General features: G+C 60.7%; 16 protein-coding genes and 1 pseudogene. 6 read left to right on the forward strand and 11 right to left on the reverse strand.

Going from position 1 to position 20,722, the window contains the following annotated elements; genetic code table 11:
- Positions 1–4: 4 nt before the first annotated feature.
- Genes P5706_RS01995 through P5706_RS02005 form a run of 3 tightly spaced genes read right to left on the reverse strand, consistent with a single transcriptional unit; the run spans position 5 to position 1,759 of the window.
- Positions 5–274, reverse strand: coding sequence for a phosphopantetheine-binding protein (locus tag P5706_RS01995; RefSeq protein ID WP_138817181.1), 270 nt, complete (start codon positions 272–274; stop codon positions 5–7).
- A complete protein-coding gene (locus P5706_RS02000; RefSeq protein ID WP_138817180.1) occupies positions 252–1,064 on the reverse strand; it encodes a lysophospholipid acyltransferase family protein in 813 nt (270 codons plus the stop codon). The genes P5706_RS01995 and P5706_RS02000 overlap by 23 nt, the downstream gene beginning before the upstream one ends.
- Positions 1,040–1,759 (reverse strand): beta-ketoacyl synthase chain length factor, encoded by a 720-nt coding sequence (locus P5706_RS02005; protein WP_285678439.1) that lies wholly within the window; start codon positions 1,757–1,759, stop codon positions 1,040–1,042. The genes P5706_RS02000 and P5706_RS02005 overlap by 25 nt, the downstream gene beginning before the upstream one ends.
- Before the next feature lie 317 nt (positions 1,760–2,076).
- On the opposite strand from P5706_RS02005, the gene P5706_RS02010 reads away from it, so the two are divergent.
- Together P5706_RS02010 and P5706_RS02015 are read left to right on the forward strand one after the other, a co-directional pair.
- Complete coding sequence (locus P5706_RS02010; protein ID WP_017138539.1) at positions 2,077–2,847, forward strand: ParA family protein; 771 nt, start codon at positions 2,077–2,079, stop codon at positions 2,845–2,847.
- A gap of 499 nt (positions 2,848–3,346) precedes the next feature.
- On the forward strand, positions 3,347–3,577 hold the full coding sequence (locus tag P5706_RS02015; protein WP_285678440.1) for a DUF6124 family protein: 231 nt from the start codon (positions 3,347–3,349) through the stop codon (positions 3,575–3,577).
- A 126-nt stretch (positions 3,578–3,703) separates the two neighbouring features.
- Here the strand turns inward: P5706_RS02015 and trxC are convergent, their stop codons facing one another.
- A complete protein-coding gene (gene trxC / locus P5706_RS02020) occupies positions 3,704–4,138 on the reverse strand; it encodes a thioredoxin TrxC (protein WP_017138537.1) in 435 nt (144 codons plus the stop codon).
- Between the two features lie 235 nt (positions 4,139–4,373).
- Here trxC and P5706_RS02025 point away from each other — a divergent pair, with 235 nt between their 5' ends.
- Both P5706_RS02025 and P5706_RS02030 read left to right on the forward strand, forming a co-directional pair.
- Entirely contained in the window at positions 4,374–4,670 is a 297-nt protein-coding gene (locus P5706_RS02025) for a type II toxin-antitoxin system HigB family toxin (protein WP_285678441.1), read from the forward strand.
- Positions 4,667–5,068: a helix-turn-helix domain-containing protein gene (locus P5706_RS02030; RefSeq protein WP_058422390.1), complete on the forward strand. Its 402-nt coding sequence runs from the start codon at positions 4,667–4,669 to the stop codon at positions 5,066–5,068. Before P5706_RS02025 ends, P5706_RS02030 begins: the two co-directional genes overlap by 4 nt.
- A 134-nt stretch (positions 5,069–5,202) precedes the next feature.
- Here the strand turns inward: P5706_RS02030 and selO are convergent, their stop codons facing one another.
- The 5 genes and pseudogenes from selO to P5706_RS37110 all read right to left on the reverse strand — a co-directional run.
- The gene (selO, locus tag P5706_RS02035; RefSeq protein WP_285678442.1) at positions 5,203–6,666 is read right to left on the reverse strand and encodes a protein adenylyltransferase SelO; all 1,464 of its coding nucleotides are present in this window, start codon (positions 6,664–6,666) and stop codon (positions 5,203–5,205) included.
- Positions 6,667–6,714: 48 nt separating this feature from the next.
- On the reverse strand, positions 6,715–10,053 hold the full coding sequence (mscK, locus tag P5706_RS02040) for a mechanosensitive channel MscK (RefSeq protein WP_285678443.1): 3,339 nt from the start codon (positions 10,051–10,053) through the stop codon (positions 6,715–6,717).
- 56 nt (positions 10,054–10,109) lie between these two features.
- Positions 10,110–11,852, reverse strand: coding sequence for a potassium/proton antiporter (locus P5706_RS02045; RefSeq protein ID WP_285678444.1), 1,743 nt, complete (start codon positions 11,850–11,852; stop codon positions 10,110–10,112).
- A 480-nt stretch (positions 11,853–12,332) separates the two neighbouring features.
- Positions 12,333–13,205: a methyl-accepting chemotaxis protein gene (locus tag P5706_RS37105; RefSeq protein ID WP_438869101.1), complete on the reverse strand. Its 873-nt coding sequence runs from the start codon at positions 13,203–13,205 to the stop codon at positions 12,333–12,335.
- 30 nt (positions 13,206–13,235) lie between these two features.
- Positions 13,236–14,012: pseudogene (locus P5706_RS37110) on the reverse strand (MCP four helix bundle domain-containing protein); the annotation flags it as partial.
- 223 nt (positions 14,013–14,235) lie between these two features.
- Between P5706_RS37110 and P5706_RS02055 the strand changes: the two are divergent.
- Both P5706_RS02055 and P5706_RS02060 read left to right on the forward strand, forming a co-directional pair.
- Positions 14,236–14,466, forward strand: a complete 231-nt coding sequence (locus P5706_RS02055) for a hypothetical protein (protein ID WP_138817172.1) — start codon at positions 14,236–14,238, stop codon at positions 14,464–14,466.
- A complete protein-coding gene (locus P5706_RS02060) occupies positions 14,463–14,756 on the forward strand; it encodes a cell division protein ZapA (protein WP_017138531.1) in 294 nt (97 codons plus the stop codon). The genes P5706_RS02055 and P5706_RS02060 overlap by 4 nt, the downstream gene beginning before the upstream one ends.
- Here the strand turns inward: P5706_RS02060 and P5706_RS02065 are convergent.
- Entirely contained in the window at positions 14,753–16,555 is a 1,803-nt protein-coding gene (locus tag P5706_RS02065) for an acyl-CoA dehydrogenase (RefSeq protein WP_285678446.1), read from the reverse strand. The genes P5706_RS02060 and P5706_RS02065 overlap by 4 nt on opposite strands.
- A gap of 210 nt (positions 16,556–16,765) precedes the next feature.
- Positions 16,766–20,719 (reverse strand): trifunctional transcriptional regulator/proline dehydrogenase/L-glutamate gamma-semialdehyde dehydrogenase, encoded by a 3,954-nt coding sequence (gene putA, locus P5706_RS02070; RefSeq protein ID WP_285678447.1) that lies wholly within the window; start codon positions 20,717–20,719, stop codon positions 16,766–16,768.
- Positions 20,720–20,722: the final 3 nt, after the last annotated feature.

Below are 20,722 nucleotides of genomic sequence, written 5' to 3' on the forward strand. Positions count from 1 at the left end.
GGTCTCAAGCTGCCTTTTTGGCCGTGACGAATGCCGCAAGGCTGGCCACGTTGGTGAAGTGATTGCGCGTGTCTTTGGCGTCGGCATCGATCTTGATGCCGTACTTTTTCTGGATCGCCAGGCCCAACTCCAGGGCGTCCACCGAATCCAGGCCCAGGCCTTCGCCGAACAGGGTCTGGTCGCTGCCGATGTCGTCGGGGCTGATGTCTTCCAGGCCCAGGGCCTCGATGATCAGCACCTTTATGTCGTGCTCAAGGCGGTGTTGGTCGCTCATCTTCGGCGAGCTCCTTAATGAAATAGTGATGCAGGTAATCGTTGAGCTTGCGTGAAGCCTGGGGTGCGGGCCCCAGTGTGGCAAACGCCTGTGGGTCTATATCGGCACCTACGCGCAAACTGAAGTGAAAACGGCGTTTTGGAATGCGATACCAGGGTTCGGCCTTGGTCAGGGTGGTGGGGCTGACCTTGATCACCACCGGGGTGATGATTGTCGCACCGCGCAGTGCAATGGCGGCGCCACCGCGATGAAAGGCCGGTGGTGCGCCGGGCGTGGTGCGCGTGCCCTCGGGAAAAATGATCAGCGTCTGGCCTTCGCGCAGCGCATCGGCCGCCGCATCGAGCATATCGGCACTGCCGTCATTGCTGATGTAACCGGCGTCGCGCACCGGCCCACGGGTGAACGGGTTCTGGAACAGGCTCTGCTTGACCACGCAGTTGGTCTGGCGCATTAGGCCGATCAAAAACACCACGTCGATCAGCGACGGGTGGTTGGCGACGATCATCTGGCCTGGGCGGCCGAGTTTTTCTGCGCCTTCAACGCTGTAGGTCAGCACACCGGCGCGTTGCATCAGGCGAATAAACAGCCAGAACAGCTTGCTGATGGTGTGGCGGGCGCGGCGCTGGTGTTTGGCCGCGCTGCCTGGCAGGCAACTGAGCAGCGGGAACACCAGCAAACGCAGGCACAGCCCGCCGACGCCGAAGCAGAAGAAGCTCGCGGCGGTCGCGAACAGGCGCCAGTAATAGGCGTCCCGTGGCTTGTCGGTCAGGGCTTGCGTTGCCAGTTCCATACACGGTTCTTCCAGGCATGTTGGCAGGTGGCCTGCTCGGTAAGCAGGGTGCGCAGCAGGTTCAGGGCGTGGGGCCACTGGGTTTGAGTGAGTTGGACAGCGCCGCTGTTTAGTTCCAGTCGCCACTCGTCGCCCGGGGTCAGCAACATGCCGAGGGCGTAGGGGAAGGGCACATCCTGGATCCAGTCGGCGTAGGCCGCAGGCGGCTGCTCTTCGGTGATCACCAGCAAAACCGCCGGGGCGCCTTCGTTGAGCAGCGCAGCCGCTTCGAGCATGCCGTGTTCCAGGCCGTCGCCGGCGGCGGCGAGGGCGGTCATTTCGCAGGTCTCATTGCGCAGGATCGACCACAGGCCAATCACCGCGTTATGCACCGACAGGCTGAACTGGGTGGGCGACAGCGGTTCGTCGTTGGCCAGGTCGCTGAGGATGTCGAGGGTGCGCGGGGTTTCGCCGTGCCGGGAAATAAACACCAGCGGCAGGTCTTGCCGACCTTCGGCCAACGGCCAGCCCACGCTGAACGCCATGCGCGCCAGCCGGCTCAGGCGGCGGCGCTGCATGGCGGGCAGGAAGGACACATCGGGCGACACATCGCTGGCCGGTAATACTACCGGAGCCTGGCACCAGGCACGCCAGTCGTGCGCAGTCTCCAGGCCCGGAGCCCAGGCGCGCCATTGGTCGATATTGAAAGTGATCACTGAGAAGTTATCCCGCCCCTGCGGGCTTCCATGTGCAGCCGTTGGCCCCGAATACCGGGACAGGGGACCATGGCCGAATGGCGCGCATTATCCCGGTGCCGTGGGGTTCTAGCAAACTTTGGTAAAGAATTGTTCATGAGTGAATACAATTTGCCCGCAAAGATTTACAGATTGTCCTTTACCTCTGCCGTGTGTGGATTGTAGGACGCTTCCTTTTGTGCGGCGGGTGATGCGCCAGTGCATGGATGAACGAGGTAGCTAACAGGCGCTTTTGCCCTCTACACTCGGACATTCATTGATACACGGAGGTTTTTTCCATGCGGCGTGTGGTGTTCAATCAAAAAGGCGGCGTTGGCAAGTCCAGCATTGCCTGCAACCTGGCGGCGGTGAGCGCCAGTGAAGGCTATCGGACCCTGTTGGTGGACCTCGATGCACAGGCCAACTCAACCCAGTACCTCACAGGGCTGACCGGTGACGATATTCCGATGGGCATTGCCGACTTCTTCAAGCAAACCCTGTCTTCCGGGCCGTTTTCGAAGAAAAACCAGGTGGATATCTACGAAACGCCGTTCGATAACCTGCATGTGATCACCGCGACCGCTGAGCTTGCGGATCTGCAGCCCAAGCTTGAGGCCAAGCACAAGATCAACAAACTGCGAAAGCTGCTGGATGAGTTGAGCGAAGATTACGACCGGATTTACCTGGATACGCCGCCGGCTTTGAATTTTTATGCGGTTTCGGCGTTGATTGCCGCCGATCGCGTACTAATCCCGTTCGATTGCGACAGCTTCTCGCGCCAGGCGCTGTATGGTCTGTTGCGTGAAATCGAAGAGTTAAAGGAAGACCACAACGAAGGCCTCGAAGTGGAAGGCATCGTGGTCAACCAGTTCCAGGCCCGTGCGAGCCTGCCGCAGCAGATGCTCGATGAGTTGATTGCCGAAGGTTTGCCGGTACTGCCGGTATACCTGGCCAGCTCGGTGCGCATGCGCGAGTCGCACCAGGAGAGCAAGCCGCTGATCCACCTGGACCCACGGCACAAGCTGACGTTGCAGTTTGTGGAGCTGCATAACCTGCTGGAAAATGCCTGAGCCCAATAGCAACACAAATCCCCTGTGAACTCATGTGGGAGCTGGCTTGCCTGCGATGGCATCACCTCGGTCTATCAGTCAGACCGAGGTGATGCCATCGCAGGCAAGCCAGCTCCCACATTTGTTTTTATGTTTCAGCAGGGGGGATTTGGATTGTTCCTACGGAGGCTGTAGGAAGGGTCTGGCAAATGGGGTTGTGGGTTGTATCGTTGCCTACAGCTAAGCCAGAATCGCCCGGCTTGTGCGTCTGGATGGGCGTCTCTAAGGTTGGCCGGTCGCTGAATGTTCAGTGATCGGGTTTAGTAGCCCGAGTGTGATAGCCGAAAACGTACAAGTGTCATCTATCGGACTTTCTGGTCTGAGCATGATGGTGGCTGTGCGTAGGGCATCTTCGGGTGCGCCGGTCTTCGGCTTTCCACCGGTCTACTAACCTGCGTACAGCTGCCACCCTTCCGTTTAGTAGCGGTGTGATGGCGGCCCAATTCAGGAAAGTTTGATTATGCCAAACGCTACTAACGTATTCTGCGTATCACCCAACCTCCCTACCGAAACCCTCGTACTCAACAGCTACGAAACCTTCTCTTCCGTCCGTACGCTGTTACTCAACCTGTCCAACGACCTCACCGGCGAGCACCGCGACGTGGCCCTGGCCATCCATCAATTGAGCGAACTCGGCGTACAACTCGTAGGCCAGATGATGGAGCGCGAAGCCCCCATAGCCCGAGCTTAAAACGCGGTCAATGTGGGAGCTGGCTTGCCTGCGATGCAGGCAACTCGGTCTATCAGTTGGACCCGAGGTGAGGCCATCGCAGGCAAGCCAGCTCCCACACTTGACCCCGTTGCTTGAGGGGCTGGTTTACACCCCTTGGCTACGCAACCAACTCATCAACTGCGGCAACGGAAACGCGCCACTCTGGCGCGCCACTTCACGGCCGTTCTTGAACAGAATCAAACTCGGAATCGAGCGAATCCCCAGCTGCGCCGACAGCTGCTGATTAGCCTCGCTATCAAGCTTGGCCAACCGGCATTTACCCTCCAACTGCCCAGCCGCCTGCTCAAACACCGGCGCAAACGATTTGCACGGCCCGCACCACTCAGCCCACACATCCACCAGCAACGGCAGGTCGCCCTTGATCTGGCTGGCGTAGTCGCCTTGTTTCAGCTCGAAAGGCTTGTTCAGCAACACAGGCTGCTTGCAGCGCCCGCATTTAGGCGCATCACCCAGGCGTTCGCCGGGGATGCGGTTGAGGCCGTTGCAATGCGGGCAGGGGATTACAAGAGGTTCGGACATGGTGGGCTCCTTAGGTACGGCCAATAGACTGTATTTGGAGCCAGGTCCGGGGTTTATCAAGATGCGCAGCAAGTGACTCATCCGCTCACAGTTTGCCCGTGTCGATGAGAGGCTCAGTATCTAGGCTGTTCGAGCGTGTTCTGTTTTGCGCCATCTGTCTGTTTGCGGCTATCGCAAATTGCGATAGTCGGGAAACGGGTTTAACCTTCATAGCAAGATGCGATAAGGATGTTGCATGCGAGTGATCAGTGAGAAAAGGATTTGGGAAGCAAAGGAAAAGTGGCCGCGTTCAGCAAGTGCTTTAGATGAGTGGTATCGCCGGATAAAGCGCAACAGCCCGGCTGACTTCGCGTCTATGAAAGGCATTTTTCCCGCAACGGATAAAGTTGGGCAGCTCCATGTGTTCGACATTGGGGGAAACAAGCTGAGGCTAATCGCTTTCGTGCGGTACCAAAAGCAACGAATTTACATCAAGTATCTGTTAGATCACTGCGACTATGAACGGGACAACTGGAAGGAGAAAATCAGATGAGCGCACTCATTCGGCTCGCTGCTGAACATTGGCAATTTGTTTCACCTTTGCTGCGCAAGCCTAAAAACGAGGCGGATTATGACGTGCTGGTAACTGCTCTCGACGAACTGCTGGATCTGATCGGGGAGGACGAGTCAAATCCGCTGATGAGCCTGGTGGATATTCTCAGTGATTGGATTGAAGCCTACGATCATGAGCACCGACCAATGCCCGTTGCCAGTGGTGCCGACGTGCTGCGCGCAATGATGCGCGAGCACGGTTTGAACCAGAGTGACCTGCCAGGTGTAGGCACACAGTCGGTTGTTTCGGAAATTCTGAGCGGCAAGCGCCAGCTCAACCTGCGGCAAATTCGTTGGTTGGCCGAACGTTTTGGCGTAACGGTCGAAACCTTCATTTAGTGCCGCTCTGATCGTTCCCACGCTCCGCGTGGTAATGCATCCCGTGACGCTCTGCGTCACCCGTGCGCAGGGCGAAAGGCGGGACGCGGAGCGTCCCAGGTGGCACTCCCACGCAGAGCGTGGGAGCGATCATCTTACGACGAGCAACTAATCTCCAAATGCTTGCCCCAATCCGGCGGCCGCTGCGCGTATTGCTCCATCCCGGCCTGTTCCTCAAACGGCTTGCTCAGCACCTCATGCAGCCGCCGCACTTCGCTGTAGTCGCCTGACTCGGCAGCAGCGATGGCGTTTTGCGCCAGATAGTTGCGCAGGATGTACAGCGGGTTAACCGCGTGCATGCGTTCACGGCGTTGCTCTTCGCTGTAATCGCCATCCCGTGCGACGCGCGCTTTGTACTGCTCGGCCCATGCATCGAAGCCGGCCAGGTCGACAAAGTCATCGCGCAAGCGCGCCACGGCCAGTGCCGCCGACTCATCACCCAGGCGCCGGAAGAACAGCGTGTAGTCCACGCCGCTGTTCTGCATCAGTTTCAGCAAGCGTTCCACCAGTGGCTGGTCATCGTCTTCGGCGGTGGTGAGCCCCAGGCGGCGGCGCATCAGGTCCAGGTAGTGCGCCTGATACAGCGGCAGGTACAGGCCAAGGGCTTCTTTTAGGGCATCCACACTGATAAATGGCGTCAGCGCCTGTGCCAGCGCGCTGAGGTTCCACTGCCCGATCGGCACCTGATTGCTGAAGGAGTAGCGCCCTTCATGGTCCGAATGGTTGCAGATGAAGTGCGCGTCAAAATCATCCAGAAACGCAAACGGCCCGAAGTCGAAGGTGATGCCGAGGATCGACATGTTGTCGGTGTTCATCACCCCGTGGCAGAAGCCATAGGCCTGCCATTTGGCGATCATTTCGGCATTGCGCTCGACGATCTCGCGGAACATTGCCAGGTACGGTTCAGGCTGCTCGCGGCATTCGGGGTAATGCAGGTTTAGCACGTGTTCGGCCAGTTCAGCCTGTTGCTCGGGCTTTTTGGTGTAGTAGAAATACTCGAAATGCCCAAAGCGGATATGGCTGTGAGCCAGGCGCAGCACCATGGCGCCACGCTCCTGTTTCTCACGCCACACCGGCGTGTCGGAGCCGATCACGCACAAGGCGCGGCTGCTGGGAATGCCCAAGGCGTACAGGGCTTCGGAAGCGAGAAACTCACGAATCGAAGAGCGCAACACCGCACGCCCATCGCCCATGCGTGAGTACGGCGTCATCCCGGCGCCCTTGAGGTGCAGGTCCCAATGCTCGCCAGCCTGGTTGTACACCTCACCCAGCAACAACCCGCGGCCATCGCCCAGTTGTGGGGTATAGCCGCCGAACTGGTGCCCGGAATAGACCATCGCCCGCGGTTCCGCTTCGGCCCACAGTTTATGACCGCCAAACAGCTCGGCAAATACCGGTGTTTCGGCCACGGCCGGGTCGAGGTCGAGCAGGGCCATGGCGGCATCGCTCGCCACCACCAGGCGCGGCGCGTCGAGGGGCTCCGGCAGAACGTGGGTTGAGAACGCGTCGCCCAGGCGTGCGAAGCGGTTGTCGAAGGTCAGTTCGTCGAGGGCTTTCACCGGCCATCTCCAGCAGAATGTCCGAGCATTCTGCTGGGGATAGGGCGTTTAGTCGAGTTTGCTCGGCGGCGGTTCTTGCACGCCGCCGTCGTTGGCGGGTTTGGTCGGTGCGTCGACTTCCACCAGTTTGTATTCCTGGCCGTGGAGGTTCTTGAGGTAGACCTCCATCTGGCGGAACGAGATGTTGATGTGGTGGTTCTTGAACTCACGGTTGATAAAGCGGTTCACCTCGTCGATCACCGGGTTGCGGTCACCGAGGTCGCGCACGTGCATGCGCAGTTCGTGGTCGAGGGTGCTTTCGCCGAAGTTGAGGAAGTACACATGCGGTTCCGGCTCTTTCAGCACGCGCGGGTTTTCGCGCGCGGCCTTGAGCAGCAATTCCTTCACCAGATCCAGGTCGGAGCCGTAGTCCACGCCCAGCTTCAGCGTCACGCGGGTGATGGTGTCGGTCAGCGACCAGTTGATCAGTTGCCCGGTGATAAACGTTTTGTTCGGGACAATGATGTCCTTGCGGTCGAAGTCGGTGATCGTCGTGGCGCGGATGCGGATCTTGCTCACCGTGCCCGACAGGTTGCCGATGGTGATGGTGTCGCCGATGCGCACCGGGCGCTCGAACAGGATCATGATGCCGGAGATAAAGTTGGCGAAGATCTCCTGCATACCAAAGCCCAAGCCCACCGACAGCGCCGCCACCAGCCATTGCAACTTGTCCCAGCTCACGCCGAGTGTGGACAAGGTGGAGACGAAACCGACGCCGGCGATCACATAGGACAGCAAGGTGGTGGTGGCATAGGCGCTGCCTTGGGCCAGGTCCAGCTTGGACAGCACCAGTACTTCGAGCAAGCCGGGCAGGTTGCGCGCCAGGGCGAAGGTGATGCCGACGATGATCGAGGCGCCGAGCAAGTCGCCGATGCTGATCGGCACCATGCTGATATTGGCGCCGGTGCCGCTGGTGTATTCGTAGAGGGTCACGTTGTCCAGGTAGGAGAACACGGTGATCAGGTCTTTCCACACCCAGTACAGCGCCGCGATAAAGCCGCCGAGCAAGGCCAGGCGGATCAGGCGCATGGACTGTTCGTTGACCTGCTCGATGTCCAGGGTCGGTTCTTCGATCACCGCTTCGCCATCGCCGGCTTCCTTGGCGGCCTGGCGTTTGGCCAGGGCGCGGGCATAGGCCAGGCGCCGTGCGGCAACCCCGAGGCCGCGTACAAAAGTGGCCTCGATCACCAGCCAGAACATCAGCAGGTACAGGGTGTTGATCAGCCGGTCGCTGAGTTTGAGCGCGGTGTAGTAGTAGCCAAAGCACACGGCGATAAACAGCGCGACGGGCAGGGCGGTAAACACCAGGCCCACGGCTTTACGGAACAGTGAGGCTTTTTCGTGGGTCGGGCTGTGCAGCAGCAGGCGGCCCAGCAGCCAGGCCATCAGCGCGTAGCAGGTCAGCACCACGCCGATGCCCAGCACGTCGTCGGCGAGCGCGGCCGGCTGGTGTTCGGCGATGGCCACCACGGCGACCAGGGCCAGCACCACCAACCCGAGCTTGCGGATCCAGCCCTGGAGGAATTCGACCTGGGGTTTTTCCCAGCGGAAATGCAGTTCGGCCACGCCGCCCGGCGCGAGAATCCGGTAGGCGGTGTAGAACACCAGCCACGCTTGGGCAATCAGCAGCAGCGCCGCGCCCAGGTTGGCGTTCTGCCCACGGGCGTCGATTTGCAGCGCGTAGCCACACAGTGCCAGGCCCAGGGATACGGGCATCGCCAGCAGGATATTGATCAGAATTGCCTGCGGCGTGTGCCACTGGCTGTCGCGCTTGAAGTGGCCGATGTCCAGGTGAACCTTGTTAAGGCGCTGGTACAAGGCCTTGCGCCGCCACAGCAGTGCGCCAATCAACAGCAGCAATGGCAAAAACAGCAACGGACGCTGGGTCAGGCCGTCATACAGTTCACTGACGCTGGAAGCCCAAGGCAGGGTGGTGACTTGTTTGCTCAGGTGCGCCGGTACGGTTTCCAGCCACTCAGTGTCCAGCGGCTTGTTGCTGGGGATCCAGAACATCTGCTCGTCCAGCGTCGCCCGCAGGTTGGTGGCGGTGCTGAGCAGTTGCTTCTGGTTCAATTGCAGGGTGATGGATTCGTTCAGCAGCGCGCTCAGCTCACGGCTCAGGCGCTCGAGTAAGTCACTGCGGGTGATCGCCAGCTCCAGCAGCGTCCGGCGCAACTGTGGTGTAACGTCATCCGGCGGCTGGTCGGCGAGCAATTTATCCACATAGGTGCTGGGCGGGTTGATCAGCTCGCGCTGCTGGTTAACCTCGAACTGATACAGGCGAATGTTGGCGATGTCGTCCGCCAGGTTGCGGTCGACCGTGAGTTGCGGCAACGCCTGCTTCTGTTTGTAGAGGATTTTGGACAGCAGCAGGCTGCCTTTGAGCACGTTGATCTGCTCGTCCAGAGCCGAGTCGCTTTGGGTGACGGTGTCCAGTTGTTGCTTGGTCTGCAGGTTTTTCTGGGTCAGGTCGTTGAGGCGGTCAGTGCTTTTAAGCAAATAGTCGGAGAGCTTCAGGTTTGCCGCGCTTTCCGTGGCCAGCAGGCTGCTGCCGCCGGCCTTCTGTGCTTCGATGGATTGTTGGGTAACGGTCTGCTGGGACTGGGCCAGGCGTTTCTGGTTGATCAGGGTTTGCAGGTCCTGAATCTCTTGCTCCAGGCGCGAGGTTTTTTCCATCGCCAGGTCATGCTGGCTGTTGCCCAGGTCTTGCAGTTGGCTGTTGCCTGCCAGTTCCTGACGACGCAGCGGGATCAGGGCATTGAGGGCCGCGAGTTCGGCGTTCAGTTGGTTGCGTTGGTCGCCGCTGAGGCTCTTGCCGTTGTCTTTGCCGGTTTTGAGAATCGAGTTGATCTGCTGGATGCGCGTCTGGCTGCTGCTGATTTCAGTCTGGGCGCGCTCAGGACGGGTCTGGGCAGCGATGCTCAGGCTGTTGGCGTCGGCCAGTTCTTTTTGCAGGTCGCCTTGTTGGGTGGTGCGCTGCACCAGCAATTGCTCAAGTTGCGATACCGGCAGCGTGGCGTAACGCTGGGCCACGGGAATAACTTTAGTGGCCTTGAGCCGCACCAATTCACGCTGGTTGTCGGTGGTCTGGCGCGGAGCGTCTGCCAGCTGGCGCTTGAGGTCGGCCAGGCGCTGCTCGTAATCCTGCTTGTTGCCCAGGTAGGTCAAGGTCTGCTGCAGGATAGTCTGCAGCGCCTTCATGTCGGCGTCGGGCAGCTTGCGGTCGGGCAGCTTGTCCAGACTTTGCCGGATGGCATCGGTGCTGGGCGGGTCGGCGGCGTAAACGTTGCCCACACAGAGGGTCAGGCCCAGCAGGGCAGTGGCTAAAAAGGTGCGCAGTAGGGTCATGGATACCGGTCGAGCAAGCTAAAGAGGCTGATGGCGTGGCGCCGTAGCCTCGCAGTTTAGAGGAAGAGTCCAGGGCCTGGACGACTTCCTTCGGGGAATTTGACGCCGACTTTTCCGATCTTGTTCCCGTCCATGACCGCGGCGGTCCAGATTGTGTTGTTCCACTCCACCTGGTCGCCGACGATGGGCGCGCCGCCGACCTTCTGGGTGATGAAGCTGCTGAGCGGCATATCCGGGTCGATGCCGTCGAGCTTGAGCCCGTACAGGGCCGAGACCGCGCCCAGCTGGGCGTCGCCTTCGAGCACGAAGTCGCCGAAGAAACGCAGGTCGAGGCCGCGTTGCGGCGCCTGGCTGAACAGTTTGCCGAGGGCCGGCAAGTTGTGTTCGTGGCCGATCACGCAGAGTAAATCGTCGACTTCCAGCACCGTACTACCCGACGGATGGAGCAGTTGCTGGCCACGGAACAGCGCGGCGATGCGTGTGCCTTCGGGCATTTTCAGCTCGCGCAGGGCGGCGCCGATGCACCATTTCTCCGCGCCCAGGCGGTAGACGAACAGCTCCCACTCGCTGGTGACATGTACTTCCAGGGCCGCGCGGGAGATGGGCGCCGGGTCCGGCGGCACGGTGACCTTCAGCAGCTTGGCCACCCACGGCAGGCTGGTGCCCTGCACCAGCAGCGACACCAGCACGATAAAGAACGCCAGGTTGAAGTACAGCTGCGCGTGCGGCAGGCCGGCCATCAACGGGAACACCGCCAGGATGATCGGCACCGCGCCGCGCAGGCCGACCCAGGCGATAAAGGCTTTTTCGCGACCGTGGAAGGCCTTGAACGGCAGCAGGCCGACCATCACCGACAGCGGCCGCGCAAACAGGATCATCCACAGGGCCAGGCCTAGCGCCGGCAAGGCGATGGGCAGCAAGTCATGGGGAGTGACCAGCAGGCCCAGCACCAGGAACATGCCGATCTGTGCCAGCCACGCCATGCCGTCGAGCATATGCAAAATGCCATGACGGCTGCGCACCGGGCGGTTACCGATCACCAGGCCGCACAGGTACACGGCGAGGAAGCCGCTGCCGTGCAGGGCGTTGGTCAGGGCGAACACCACCAGGCCGCCGGCGATCACCAGGATCGGGTACAGGCCGGTGGCCAGGTTGATGCGGTTGACCATTTGCAGCATCAGCCAGCCGCCGCCCAGGCCGACGATGCCGCCGATGCCGAATTCGCGGATCAGGTGAGTCAACAGGCTCCAGTGTAGGCCAGTCTGGCCGCTGGCGAGCATGTCGATCAGGGTGACGGTGAGGAATACCGCCATCGGGTCGTTGCTGCCGGATTCGATTTCCAGGCTGGCGGTGACCCGCTCGTTCAGGCCCTTGCCGCCGAGCAGCGAGAACACAGCTGCCGCGTCCGTGGAGCCGACAATCGCGCCGATCAACAAACCTTGGATGATATTGAGGTCAAACAGCCAGGCTGCCGCCATGCCGGTGAGGCCGGTGGTAATCAATACCCCCACCGTGGCCAGCGACAACGCCGGCCAGAGTGCCACGCGAAAACTCGCCACCCGTGTGCGCAAACCGCCGTCGAGCAAGATCACGGCCAACGCGAGGTTGCCCACCAGGTACGCGGTTGGGTAGTTATCGAAGATGATGCCGCCGCCATCGACGCCGGCGACCATGCCCACGGCCAGGATGATCACCAGAATCGGGATGCCTAAGCGCGAGGAAAGAGAACTCACCAGAATGCTCGCACCCACCAGCAACGCGCCGATCAAGAACAGGCTGTTGATGGTCGTCGCATTCAAAGGCAGTACTCCAGAACTGGGAAGACAGGGCGCAAACTGACCATGCAGTCTGCGTGCCAGCGATTCTAACCTGTTGAATTGCTGTGCTGTCAAAAAGCTTTTGTGGGCGCCGCTGATCAAATGTGGGAGCTGGCTTGCCTGCGATAGCCATAAGTATCGACACAGCCGGTTAACACGAAGTCTGTGGCAGGTGGGCTGTTGTGGCGAGCAGGCTAGTCCTGCGTTGGGCTGCGAAGCGGCCCCAGTAAAGGCACTGCAATTTTCCTGAAAGAACTCAGCGTCTGGGTTTGGGGCTGCTTCGCAGCCCAACGCAGGCGGTGCGACGATTCGACAAGCCTGCTCGCCACAGAAGAAATTGGCTGCCTTCAAAAGTTGTGTAGATACCCATGCTGCGATAGCGGTGTATCAGTCACTGGGGTTATTGACTGTTAGATGGCTATCGCAGGCAAGCCAGCTCCCACAAGGGATTGCTGGTGTCAGTTACAGCCTGAAGCGTCCCACCATCCCATTCAGGTCCACCGCCAAGCGCGACAGTTCACTGCTCGCGGCACTGGTCTGGCTGGCGCCCGTCGCCGACTGCACCGACAAATCACGAATGTTCACCAGGTTACGGTCCACTTCCCGCGCCACTTGCGCCTGCTCTTCGGCCGCGCTGGCGATTACCAGGTTGCGTTCGTTGATTTCCACAATCGCGGTGTTGATAGTGTCCAGCGACATCCCCGCGCCCTTGGCGATGTTCAACGTCGACTCCGCGCGCTCGGTGCTGTTGCGCATAGAGTCCACTGCGTGCTCGGTGCCGGTCTGAATGCTGCCGATCATCCGCTCGATTTCGCTGGTCGACTGCTGGGTGCGATGGGCCAGCGCGCGCACTTCATCGGCCACCACGGCAAACCCGCGACCGGCTTCACCGGCGCGTGCCGCTTCAATCGCGGCGTTCAGCGCCAGCAGGTTGGTCTGGTCGGCCAGGCCGCGAATCACATCGAGCACTTTGCCGATATCGCGGGACTCGTTGGCCAGGTCGCCAATCAAGGTGGCCGTGGCTTGCACGTCGCCGCTCATGCGCTCAATGGCGCTGACGGTTTCCTGCACCAGGTCACGGCCGTCGCCAGCAGAGGTGGTGGCGGCGCGCGAGGCTTCGGAAGTGCTCACCGCATTGCGTGCCACCTCTTCGACGGCGCTGGTCATCTCGTTGACGGCGGTGGCAGCTTGTTCGATTTCGTTGTTTTGCTGGGTCAGGCCACGCGCGCTTTCGTCGGTGACGGCGTTCAGCTCTTCGGCGGCCGAGGCGAGCTGGGTAGCGGAGCCGGCGATGCGTTGCAGTGTGTCGCGCAGCTTGTCCTGCATCTTGGCCATGGCGGCCAGCAGGCGGCCGGCTTCGTCGTTGCCTTCTACCTTGATCGGGCGGGTGAGGTTGCCTTCGGCGACTTCTTCGGCAGCTTCCAGAGCCTGGGCGATTGGCAAGGTGATGCTGCGGGTCAGCAGCCAGGCGAACAGCAAGGTCAGCGCCGTGGCAATGATCAGCAGGCCCACTACCAAGTCAAACGCCATGTCGTATTGGTCTTTGGCTTGCTGATTGGTGGCGTTGGCCATCTTGTTGTTGATGTCCAGCAGGCGTGTCAGCACTGTGTTGACTTGCTCGGAGTTGCTCAGCAATTCGGTGTTGAGCAAGTTGCGCAGGTCGTCGATCTGGTTGGCGCGAGACAAACTCTTCATGCGCTCTTCGATCTGATGGTACTGGCCGAGCAAGCGCACATATTCGTCGTAGGCGGCGCGTTCCTCGCTGCTGTCGATGAGTTTTTCGTAGATGCCCTGGGCGCTGCGGATTTGTTGGTTGCGCAGCTCAAAGGCTTCCAGGGTTTTTTGCTGCACATCTGGCTCGCGGTTGGTCAGCAAGCGATACGACAACACGCGCAGGCGCAGGGTCAACTGGGTGAACTCGTCGAGGGCGCGAATGCTCGGTACGCTGGACAGCGTGATGTCTTCGGTGGCTGCGCGAATCTTGCTCATCTGGTTCAGGGCGAACACACCAAGAAACAACATCAGTGCGCCAATAAACGCAAAGCCAAGAAAGGCCCTCGGAGCGATATTCATATTACGAAGAGACATGCGGGAATCCTGGGGAGAAGCGCGATCCGTGCGGCCATGAGACGAGGTGTGCATTGCGTATCGGCCATGCGACTAAAGTCTTAAGGGGGCGCGCGCTTTTGTCGCATCTGACGAGGGGTTGGACGGATTCAGGAACCAGATCGGGTAAATGCAGTCACTAAGGCTCGAAAGTGCGGCCCGGCCCTTAAAAATCGGGCTGCCTGCCGGGGATAACCCTGGCATCCGAGGTGAATTTTCTTTATCGTCACCGCCCTTTGAAAATGCCCGAGAAATCAAAATGTTAGAAGCATCCCTCAGCCAGCTTGAACAGCTTGTCACTGACCTCGTACAACAGAACCAAGACCTGCTCGGCAGCAATGAATCCCTGAAGGCGGAACTGGCCCGCGCCAAGGACGAAAACGACAGCCTGCAACTTAACCTGATGGAACAGGAAGAAAAACACGGCGCTACCGCCGCGCGTATCCAGGCGCTGGTTGAGCGTGTGAGCGCAGGGCCTGTCGGCGCATGAATGAAGGGATAAAGGTCGTTTCGATTCTCGGAGAGGATTACTCGATCAAGGCACCGCAAGGGGAAGATCAAACCCTGATGCACGCCGTGACCATGCTCAAGGCTTCCCTGGCCACCACCAAGAAAAAGTACCCGACCCTGATCGGTGACAAATTATTGGTACTGGCCGCGTTGAACCTGTGCGCCGAGCAGATCGACATGCAAAAGCACCACCAGCAGGAACTCGACCGTTACCAAGAGCAAGTCAGCGCCACGGTCGAAGTGATTTCCAAGGCGATCGGAACGCCTTAGAACCACGCATCCTGCATGCCCAGGCACGTATCATCGCGTGCCTCCAGAATCGCCAGTTCATGATGGCAGCTCGGTACTTCCCAGGTCAGGAAGTACCGGGCAGCCTGGAGCTTGCCTTTATAAAAGGCCACATCGGCCGCATTACCCTTGGCCAAGCCTTCCTCGGCGCGAATCGCTTGTTCCAGCCAGCGCCAGCCAATCACCGTGTGCCCAAACACCTTCAAGTACAGCGCCGAGTTCGCCAGGCTGCTGTTGACCTTGCCGTGGGCGAGATCCGTCAGCAGGCCAATCGTCACGCTTTGCAGGCGGTTGACCAACTGCTCGAGCGGTTCGCGCATCGCCGTCAGTGACGGGTATTGCTGAGCCCGAGCGCCAGTTTCGGCGATCAGGCGGATCAATTGCTTCAAGCCCGCGCCGCCGTTTTGCGCAAGTTTGCGCCCGAGCAAATCCAGGGACTGAATGCCGTGGGTGCCTTCGTGGATCGGGTTCAGGCGGTTGTCGCGGTAGTACTGCTCCACCGGGTATTCGCGGGTGTAGCCGTGGCCGCCGAGGATCTGGATCGCCAGTTCGTTGGCCTTGAGGCAGAACTCCGATGGCCAGGACTTGACGATGGGCGTGAGCAGGTCGAGCAACTCGTGGGCATGTTTGCGCTCGGCTTCGGTTGCCAGCGTGGTGGTGTCGTCAAACAACCGAGCCGCGTACAGGCCGAGGTCGAAGGCGCCTTCCACATAGGCTTTCTGGGTCAGCAGCATGCGCTTGATATCGGCGTGCTGGATGATCGAAACCGGCGCAGTGGTGGGGTCTTTGCTGTCAGGCAGGCGACCTTGCGGGCGTTCGCGGGCATATTCCAGGGAATAGAGGTAGCCGGCGTAACCCAGCATCACCGCACCCATGCCCACGCCGATGCGCGCCTCGTTCATCATCTGAAACATGCAGCTCAAGCCCTGATGCGGTTTGCCCACCAGATAGCCGACACAGTTGCCGTTATCGCCGAAGTTAAGCGCCGTGGACGTAGTGCCACGCCAGCCCATCTTGTGGAACAGCCCGGCCAGCAGCACGTCATTGCGTGCGCCCAGGCTGCCATCCTCGTTGACCAGGAATTTGGGCACGATAAACAACGAAATGCCCTTCACCCCAGGCGGCGCATCCGGCAGCTTGGCCAGCACCATGTGCACGATGTTTTCCGACAGGGGGTGGTCGCCGCCGGAGATGAAGATCTTGTTGCCCTTGAGCCGATACGTACCGTCAGACGCAGGCTCTGCGCGGGTACGAATATCCGACAACGACGAGCCTGCATGCGGCTCGGTAAGCGCCATGGTGCCGAAGAAGCGACCTTCGATCATGGGTTGCAGGAAGCGCTGTTTTTGCGCCTCGGTGCCGAAGCTTTCGATCAGGTTGGCGGCGCCCATGGTCAGGAATGGGTAGGACGTTGAAGCGGCGTTAGCCGACTGAAAGTGCGCGAAACAGGCTTGGGAGAGCAGGGTAGGCAACTGCATGCCACCGGCTTCGAAACTGCGCGCAGCGTTGAGAAAGCCCGCTTCCAGAAAAGCGTCCACGGCGGGTTTGACTTCCGGGATCAGGATCGCCTGGCCATCTTCATAGCGCGGTTCGTTTTCGTCATTTTTGCGGTTGTGCGGCGCGAAATACTTCTCGGCAATGCTGCGCGCCGTGCTGATGGCGGCGTCGAAGGTTTCACGGTTGTGCTCGGCAAACCGCTCGCGCTGGGTCAGGCCCTCGGCATCGAGGACTTCGTACAGCTCGAAAGCCAGATTGCGGGAACTGAGCAGCGTCTCGGACATGGCGGCTTACCTTTGAAGGGAATGGCCTGAGTCTAAGTGCGCGAATAGAGGCTGGATAGCAAGATTGATTTGCGTGATGGAGAGGCAGAACGCGGGCGAAAGGTTGGATGCGGTCAATGTGGGAGCTGGCTTGCCTGCGATGAGGCCGTGCCAGCTGACATCTAAGTCACTGGCCCACCGCTATCGCAGGCAAGCCAGCTCCCACATGCGTTAACCGATAGTCATCAGGCTCGCATTACCACCGGCCGCAGCCGTGTTAACGCTCAATGCGCGCTCGATCACCAGGCGCTCCAGCGCAATCGCCGTCTCACCTTGCGACAAACCATGCACCCCAACAATCGCGCCACCGCGCTGCGCCACTTGCTGGCACACCGCACGCAGTTGGTCGGAATCGCCGTGATGCACGACCGCGTCGAACACCACCTCGTCCTTGGTCCAGTCAGCCACACGCTTGATCTTCGCCTGAACTTCCCTCGGCAGGCGTGGGAACAAGGCTTTGGTCAGGTCAGTTTCCGGCCATACCGCCGAACCGCCGACAGCCAATACCGCCGCCAGTTGCGTCAGCAGGTCGCCTTCCACTTCCGCCAGGCACAACACGTGCTCGCGGGGCAGGATGGCGTAGCTGTTGCGCTCGCCGGTCGGGCCGGCCAGTTGGCGGGTGATACCGCTTTGCGATTGTGCGGCGAACTGGCTGCACAGGGCGCTCAGGTCGCTGAACGAGTTGCTGTCGGCCCAGGTTTTCAGGGTGGTCAGCGGTTGGCTCATAGCGTCGCGCAGGCGCACGTCCGGTGCAGCCAGCTTGTCGCCGCGTACGAAGGATTGCTCGATGGCATCCGTAGGGCGCGTCGACAGCAGGCGGTACAGGTACAGCGGGCCGCCAGCTTTCGGGCCAGTACCCGACAAACCTTCGCCGCCGAACGGCTGCACGCCGACCACGGCACCGACAATGTTGCGGTTCACGTAAACGTTACCGGCATGCACGTTGTCGATCACTTTGGCGATGGTCTCGTCGATGCGAGTGTGCACGCCCAGGGTCAAACCGTAGCCGGACGCATTGATCTGCGCGATGAGCTGGTCGATCTCTTTGCGCTTGTAGCGCACCACGTGCAGTACTGGGCCGAAGATCTCGCGTTGCAGCTCGTCGAAGCTTTCCAGCTCGATCAGGGTTGGCATCACGAAGGTGCCGCGCTTGATCTCTTCGCCGTCGGCGATTGCCACCTGGTACACGTTGCGGCCTTTGTCGCGCATGGCCTGGATGTGTTTCTCGATGCCAGCCTTGGCTTCGGCGTCGATAACCGGGCCGATATCCACCGACAAGCGCTCCGGGTTGCCCAGGCGGCATTCAGCCATGGCGCCCTTGAGCATTTCGATCACACGATCGGCCGAATCTTCCTGCAGGCACAGTACGCGCAGGGCCGAGCAACGCTGGCCGGCGCTGTCGAAGGCCGAGGAAACGACGTCGATCACCACTTGTTCGGTGAGCGCCGAAGAGTCGACGATCATCGCGTTCTGGCCACCGGTTTCGGCGATCAGCGGAATCGGGCGGCCCTGGGCATCCAGGCGACCGGCGACATTGCGTTGCAGCAGGCGCGCCACCTCGGTGGAACCGGTGAACATCACGCCTTTGACGCGATCATCACCGACCAGGCGGGCACCGACGGTTTCGCCCTGGCCTGGCAGCAATTGCAGCACGCCTTCCGGGATACCCGCTTCGAGCAAGATACGCACGGCTTGTGCCGCCACCAATGGGGTTTGTTCGGCCGGTTTGGCCAGTACCGGGTTACCGGCAGCCAGTGCGGCAGCCACTTGGCCGCTGAAGATTGCCAGCGGGAAGTTCCACGGGCTGATGCATACCACTGGGCCCAATGGGCGGTGGGCATCGTTGGTGAAATCGTTGCGCGCCTGTACCGCGTAGTAGCGCAGGAAGTCTACGGCTTCACGCACTTCGGCGATGGCGTTGGCGAAGGTCTTGCCGGCTTCACGGGCCAACAGGCCCATCAGCGGCTGAATCTCGCCTTCCATCAAGTCGGCAGCGCGTTCCAGGATGGCGGCGCGTTCGGCAGGCGGGGTGGCCTGCCAGATCGGGCCGGCGTTGATGGCGCACTGGATCGCGTTGTCGACGTCTTGGACCGTGGCTTCCTGTACGTGGCCCACTACGTCACGCAGGTCGGACGGGTTCAGCACCGGTGCAGCGGCTTCATTACTGGACGCGCAGCCCAGCATCGGCGTGGCTTTCCAATCGTTATGCGCACTGGCCAGCAGTGCGCAAGACAGCGACGCCAAGCGATGTTCGTTGGCCAGGTCGATACCGGCCGAGTTGGCGCGGTCGCTGCCATACAGGTCACGTGGCAGCGGGATACGCGGGTGCGGCAGGCCGAAGCCGCCTTCCAGCGTGGCCATCTGCTCGATGTTGGCCACTGGGTCGGCCACCAGCTCCTGAATCGAAATGGTGTGGTCGGCAATGCGGTTGACAAATGAGGTGTTGGCGCCGTTTTCCAGCAGGCGACGTACCAGATAAGCCAGCAGTGTTTCGTGGGTGCCGACCGGTGCGTACACGCGGCACGGACGGTTCAGCTTGCCCTCGGAAACCTTGCCTACAACCTGCTCGTACAGTGGTTCGCCCATGCCGTGCAGGCACTGGAACTCGTACTGGCCAGGGTAATAGTTCTGACCGGCGATATGGTAAATGGCCGACAGCGTGTGGGCGTTGTGCGTGGCGAACTGCGGGTAGATGGCTTCTGGCACCGACAGCAGTTTGCGTGCGCAGGCGATGTAGGAAACGTCGGTGTACACCTTGCGGGTGTACACCGGGTAGCCTTCCAGGCCTTCGACCTGGGCGCGCTTGATTTCGCTGTCCCAGTACGCGCCTTTTACCAGGCGGATCATCAGGCGATGGCGGCTGCGGCGTGCCAGGTCGATCACGTAGTCGATCACATACGGGCAACGTTTCTGGTAGGCCTGGATGACGAAACCGATGCCGTTCCAGCCGGTCAGTTGCGGCTCGAAGCACAGGCGCTCGAGCAGATCCAGCGACAGCTCGAGGCGGTCGGCTTCTTCGGCGTCGATGTTCAGGCCGATGTCGTAGTGCTTGGCCAGCAAGGTCAGCGACAGCAGGCGCGGGTACAGCTCGTCCATCACGCGCTCGTACTGCGCACGGCTGTAACGCGGGTGCAGTGCCGAGAGCTTGATGGAGATGCCCGGGCCTTCATAAATCCCACGGCCGTGGGAGGCTTTGCCGATGGAGTGAATAGCTTGTTCGTACGAGGCCAGGTACTTCTGGGCGTCGTGTTCGGTCAGCGCGGCTTCACCGAGCATGTCGTAGGAATAGCGGAAACCCTTGGCTTCGAACTTGCTCGCGTTGGCCAGGGCTTCGGCAATGGTTTCGCCGGTGACGAACTGCTCGCCCATCAGGCGCATGGCCATGTCGACGCCCTTGCGGATCATCGGCTCGCCGCTCTTGCCGATGATGCGGCTCAGGGACGAGGTCAGGCCCGCTTCGTTATGGGTGGCGACCAGTTTGCCGGTCAGCAGCAAGCCCCAGGTGGCGGCGTTAACGAACAGCGACGGGCTGTTGCCCAGGTGCGGCTGCCAGTTGCCGGTGCTGATCTTGTCGCGGATCAGCGCGTCGCGGGTGCCCTTGTCCGGGATACGCAGCAGCGCTTCGGCCAGGCACATCAGCGCTACGCCTTCCTGGGACGACAGGGAGAATTCTTGCAGCAGGCCTTGAACGATACCGGCACGGCCGCCAGCGCTCTTCTGATTGCGCAGTTTTTCGGCAATCGAGGCGGCCAGCTTGTTGGTGGCTTCGGCCATTGGCTGCGGCAGACGCGCCTGCTCGATCAGCATCGGCACCACTTCCGGCTCCGGGCGGCGGTAAGCGGCGGTGATCGAGGCGCGCAATACCGATTGCGGCAGGATGCTTTCGGCAAACTCCAGGAAGCACTGGTGGGCGTGGTCCGGTTGCACTTCGCCAGCGTCTTCAGCGTCCTTGCTGCCCGAGCCATTAAGCTCGGTCAGGGTTGCACCACCCTCGAGTTTCTCCAGGTAATTGAAAATCGCCTGCTTGATCAGCCAGTGCGGCGTGCGATCAATGGAGGTCGCGGCTGCCTTGAGGCGTTCGCGGGTCGGGTCGTCGAGTTTGACCCCAAGGGTGGTCGTTGCCATCTT

Source organism: Pseudomonas sp. ChxA (assembly GCF_030263855.1).
GTDB lineage: Bacteria > Pseudomonadota > Gammaproteobacteria > Pseudomonadales > Pseudomonadaceae > Aquipseudomonas > Aquipseudomonas fluorescens_CB.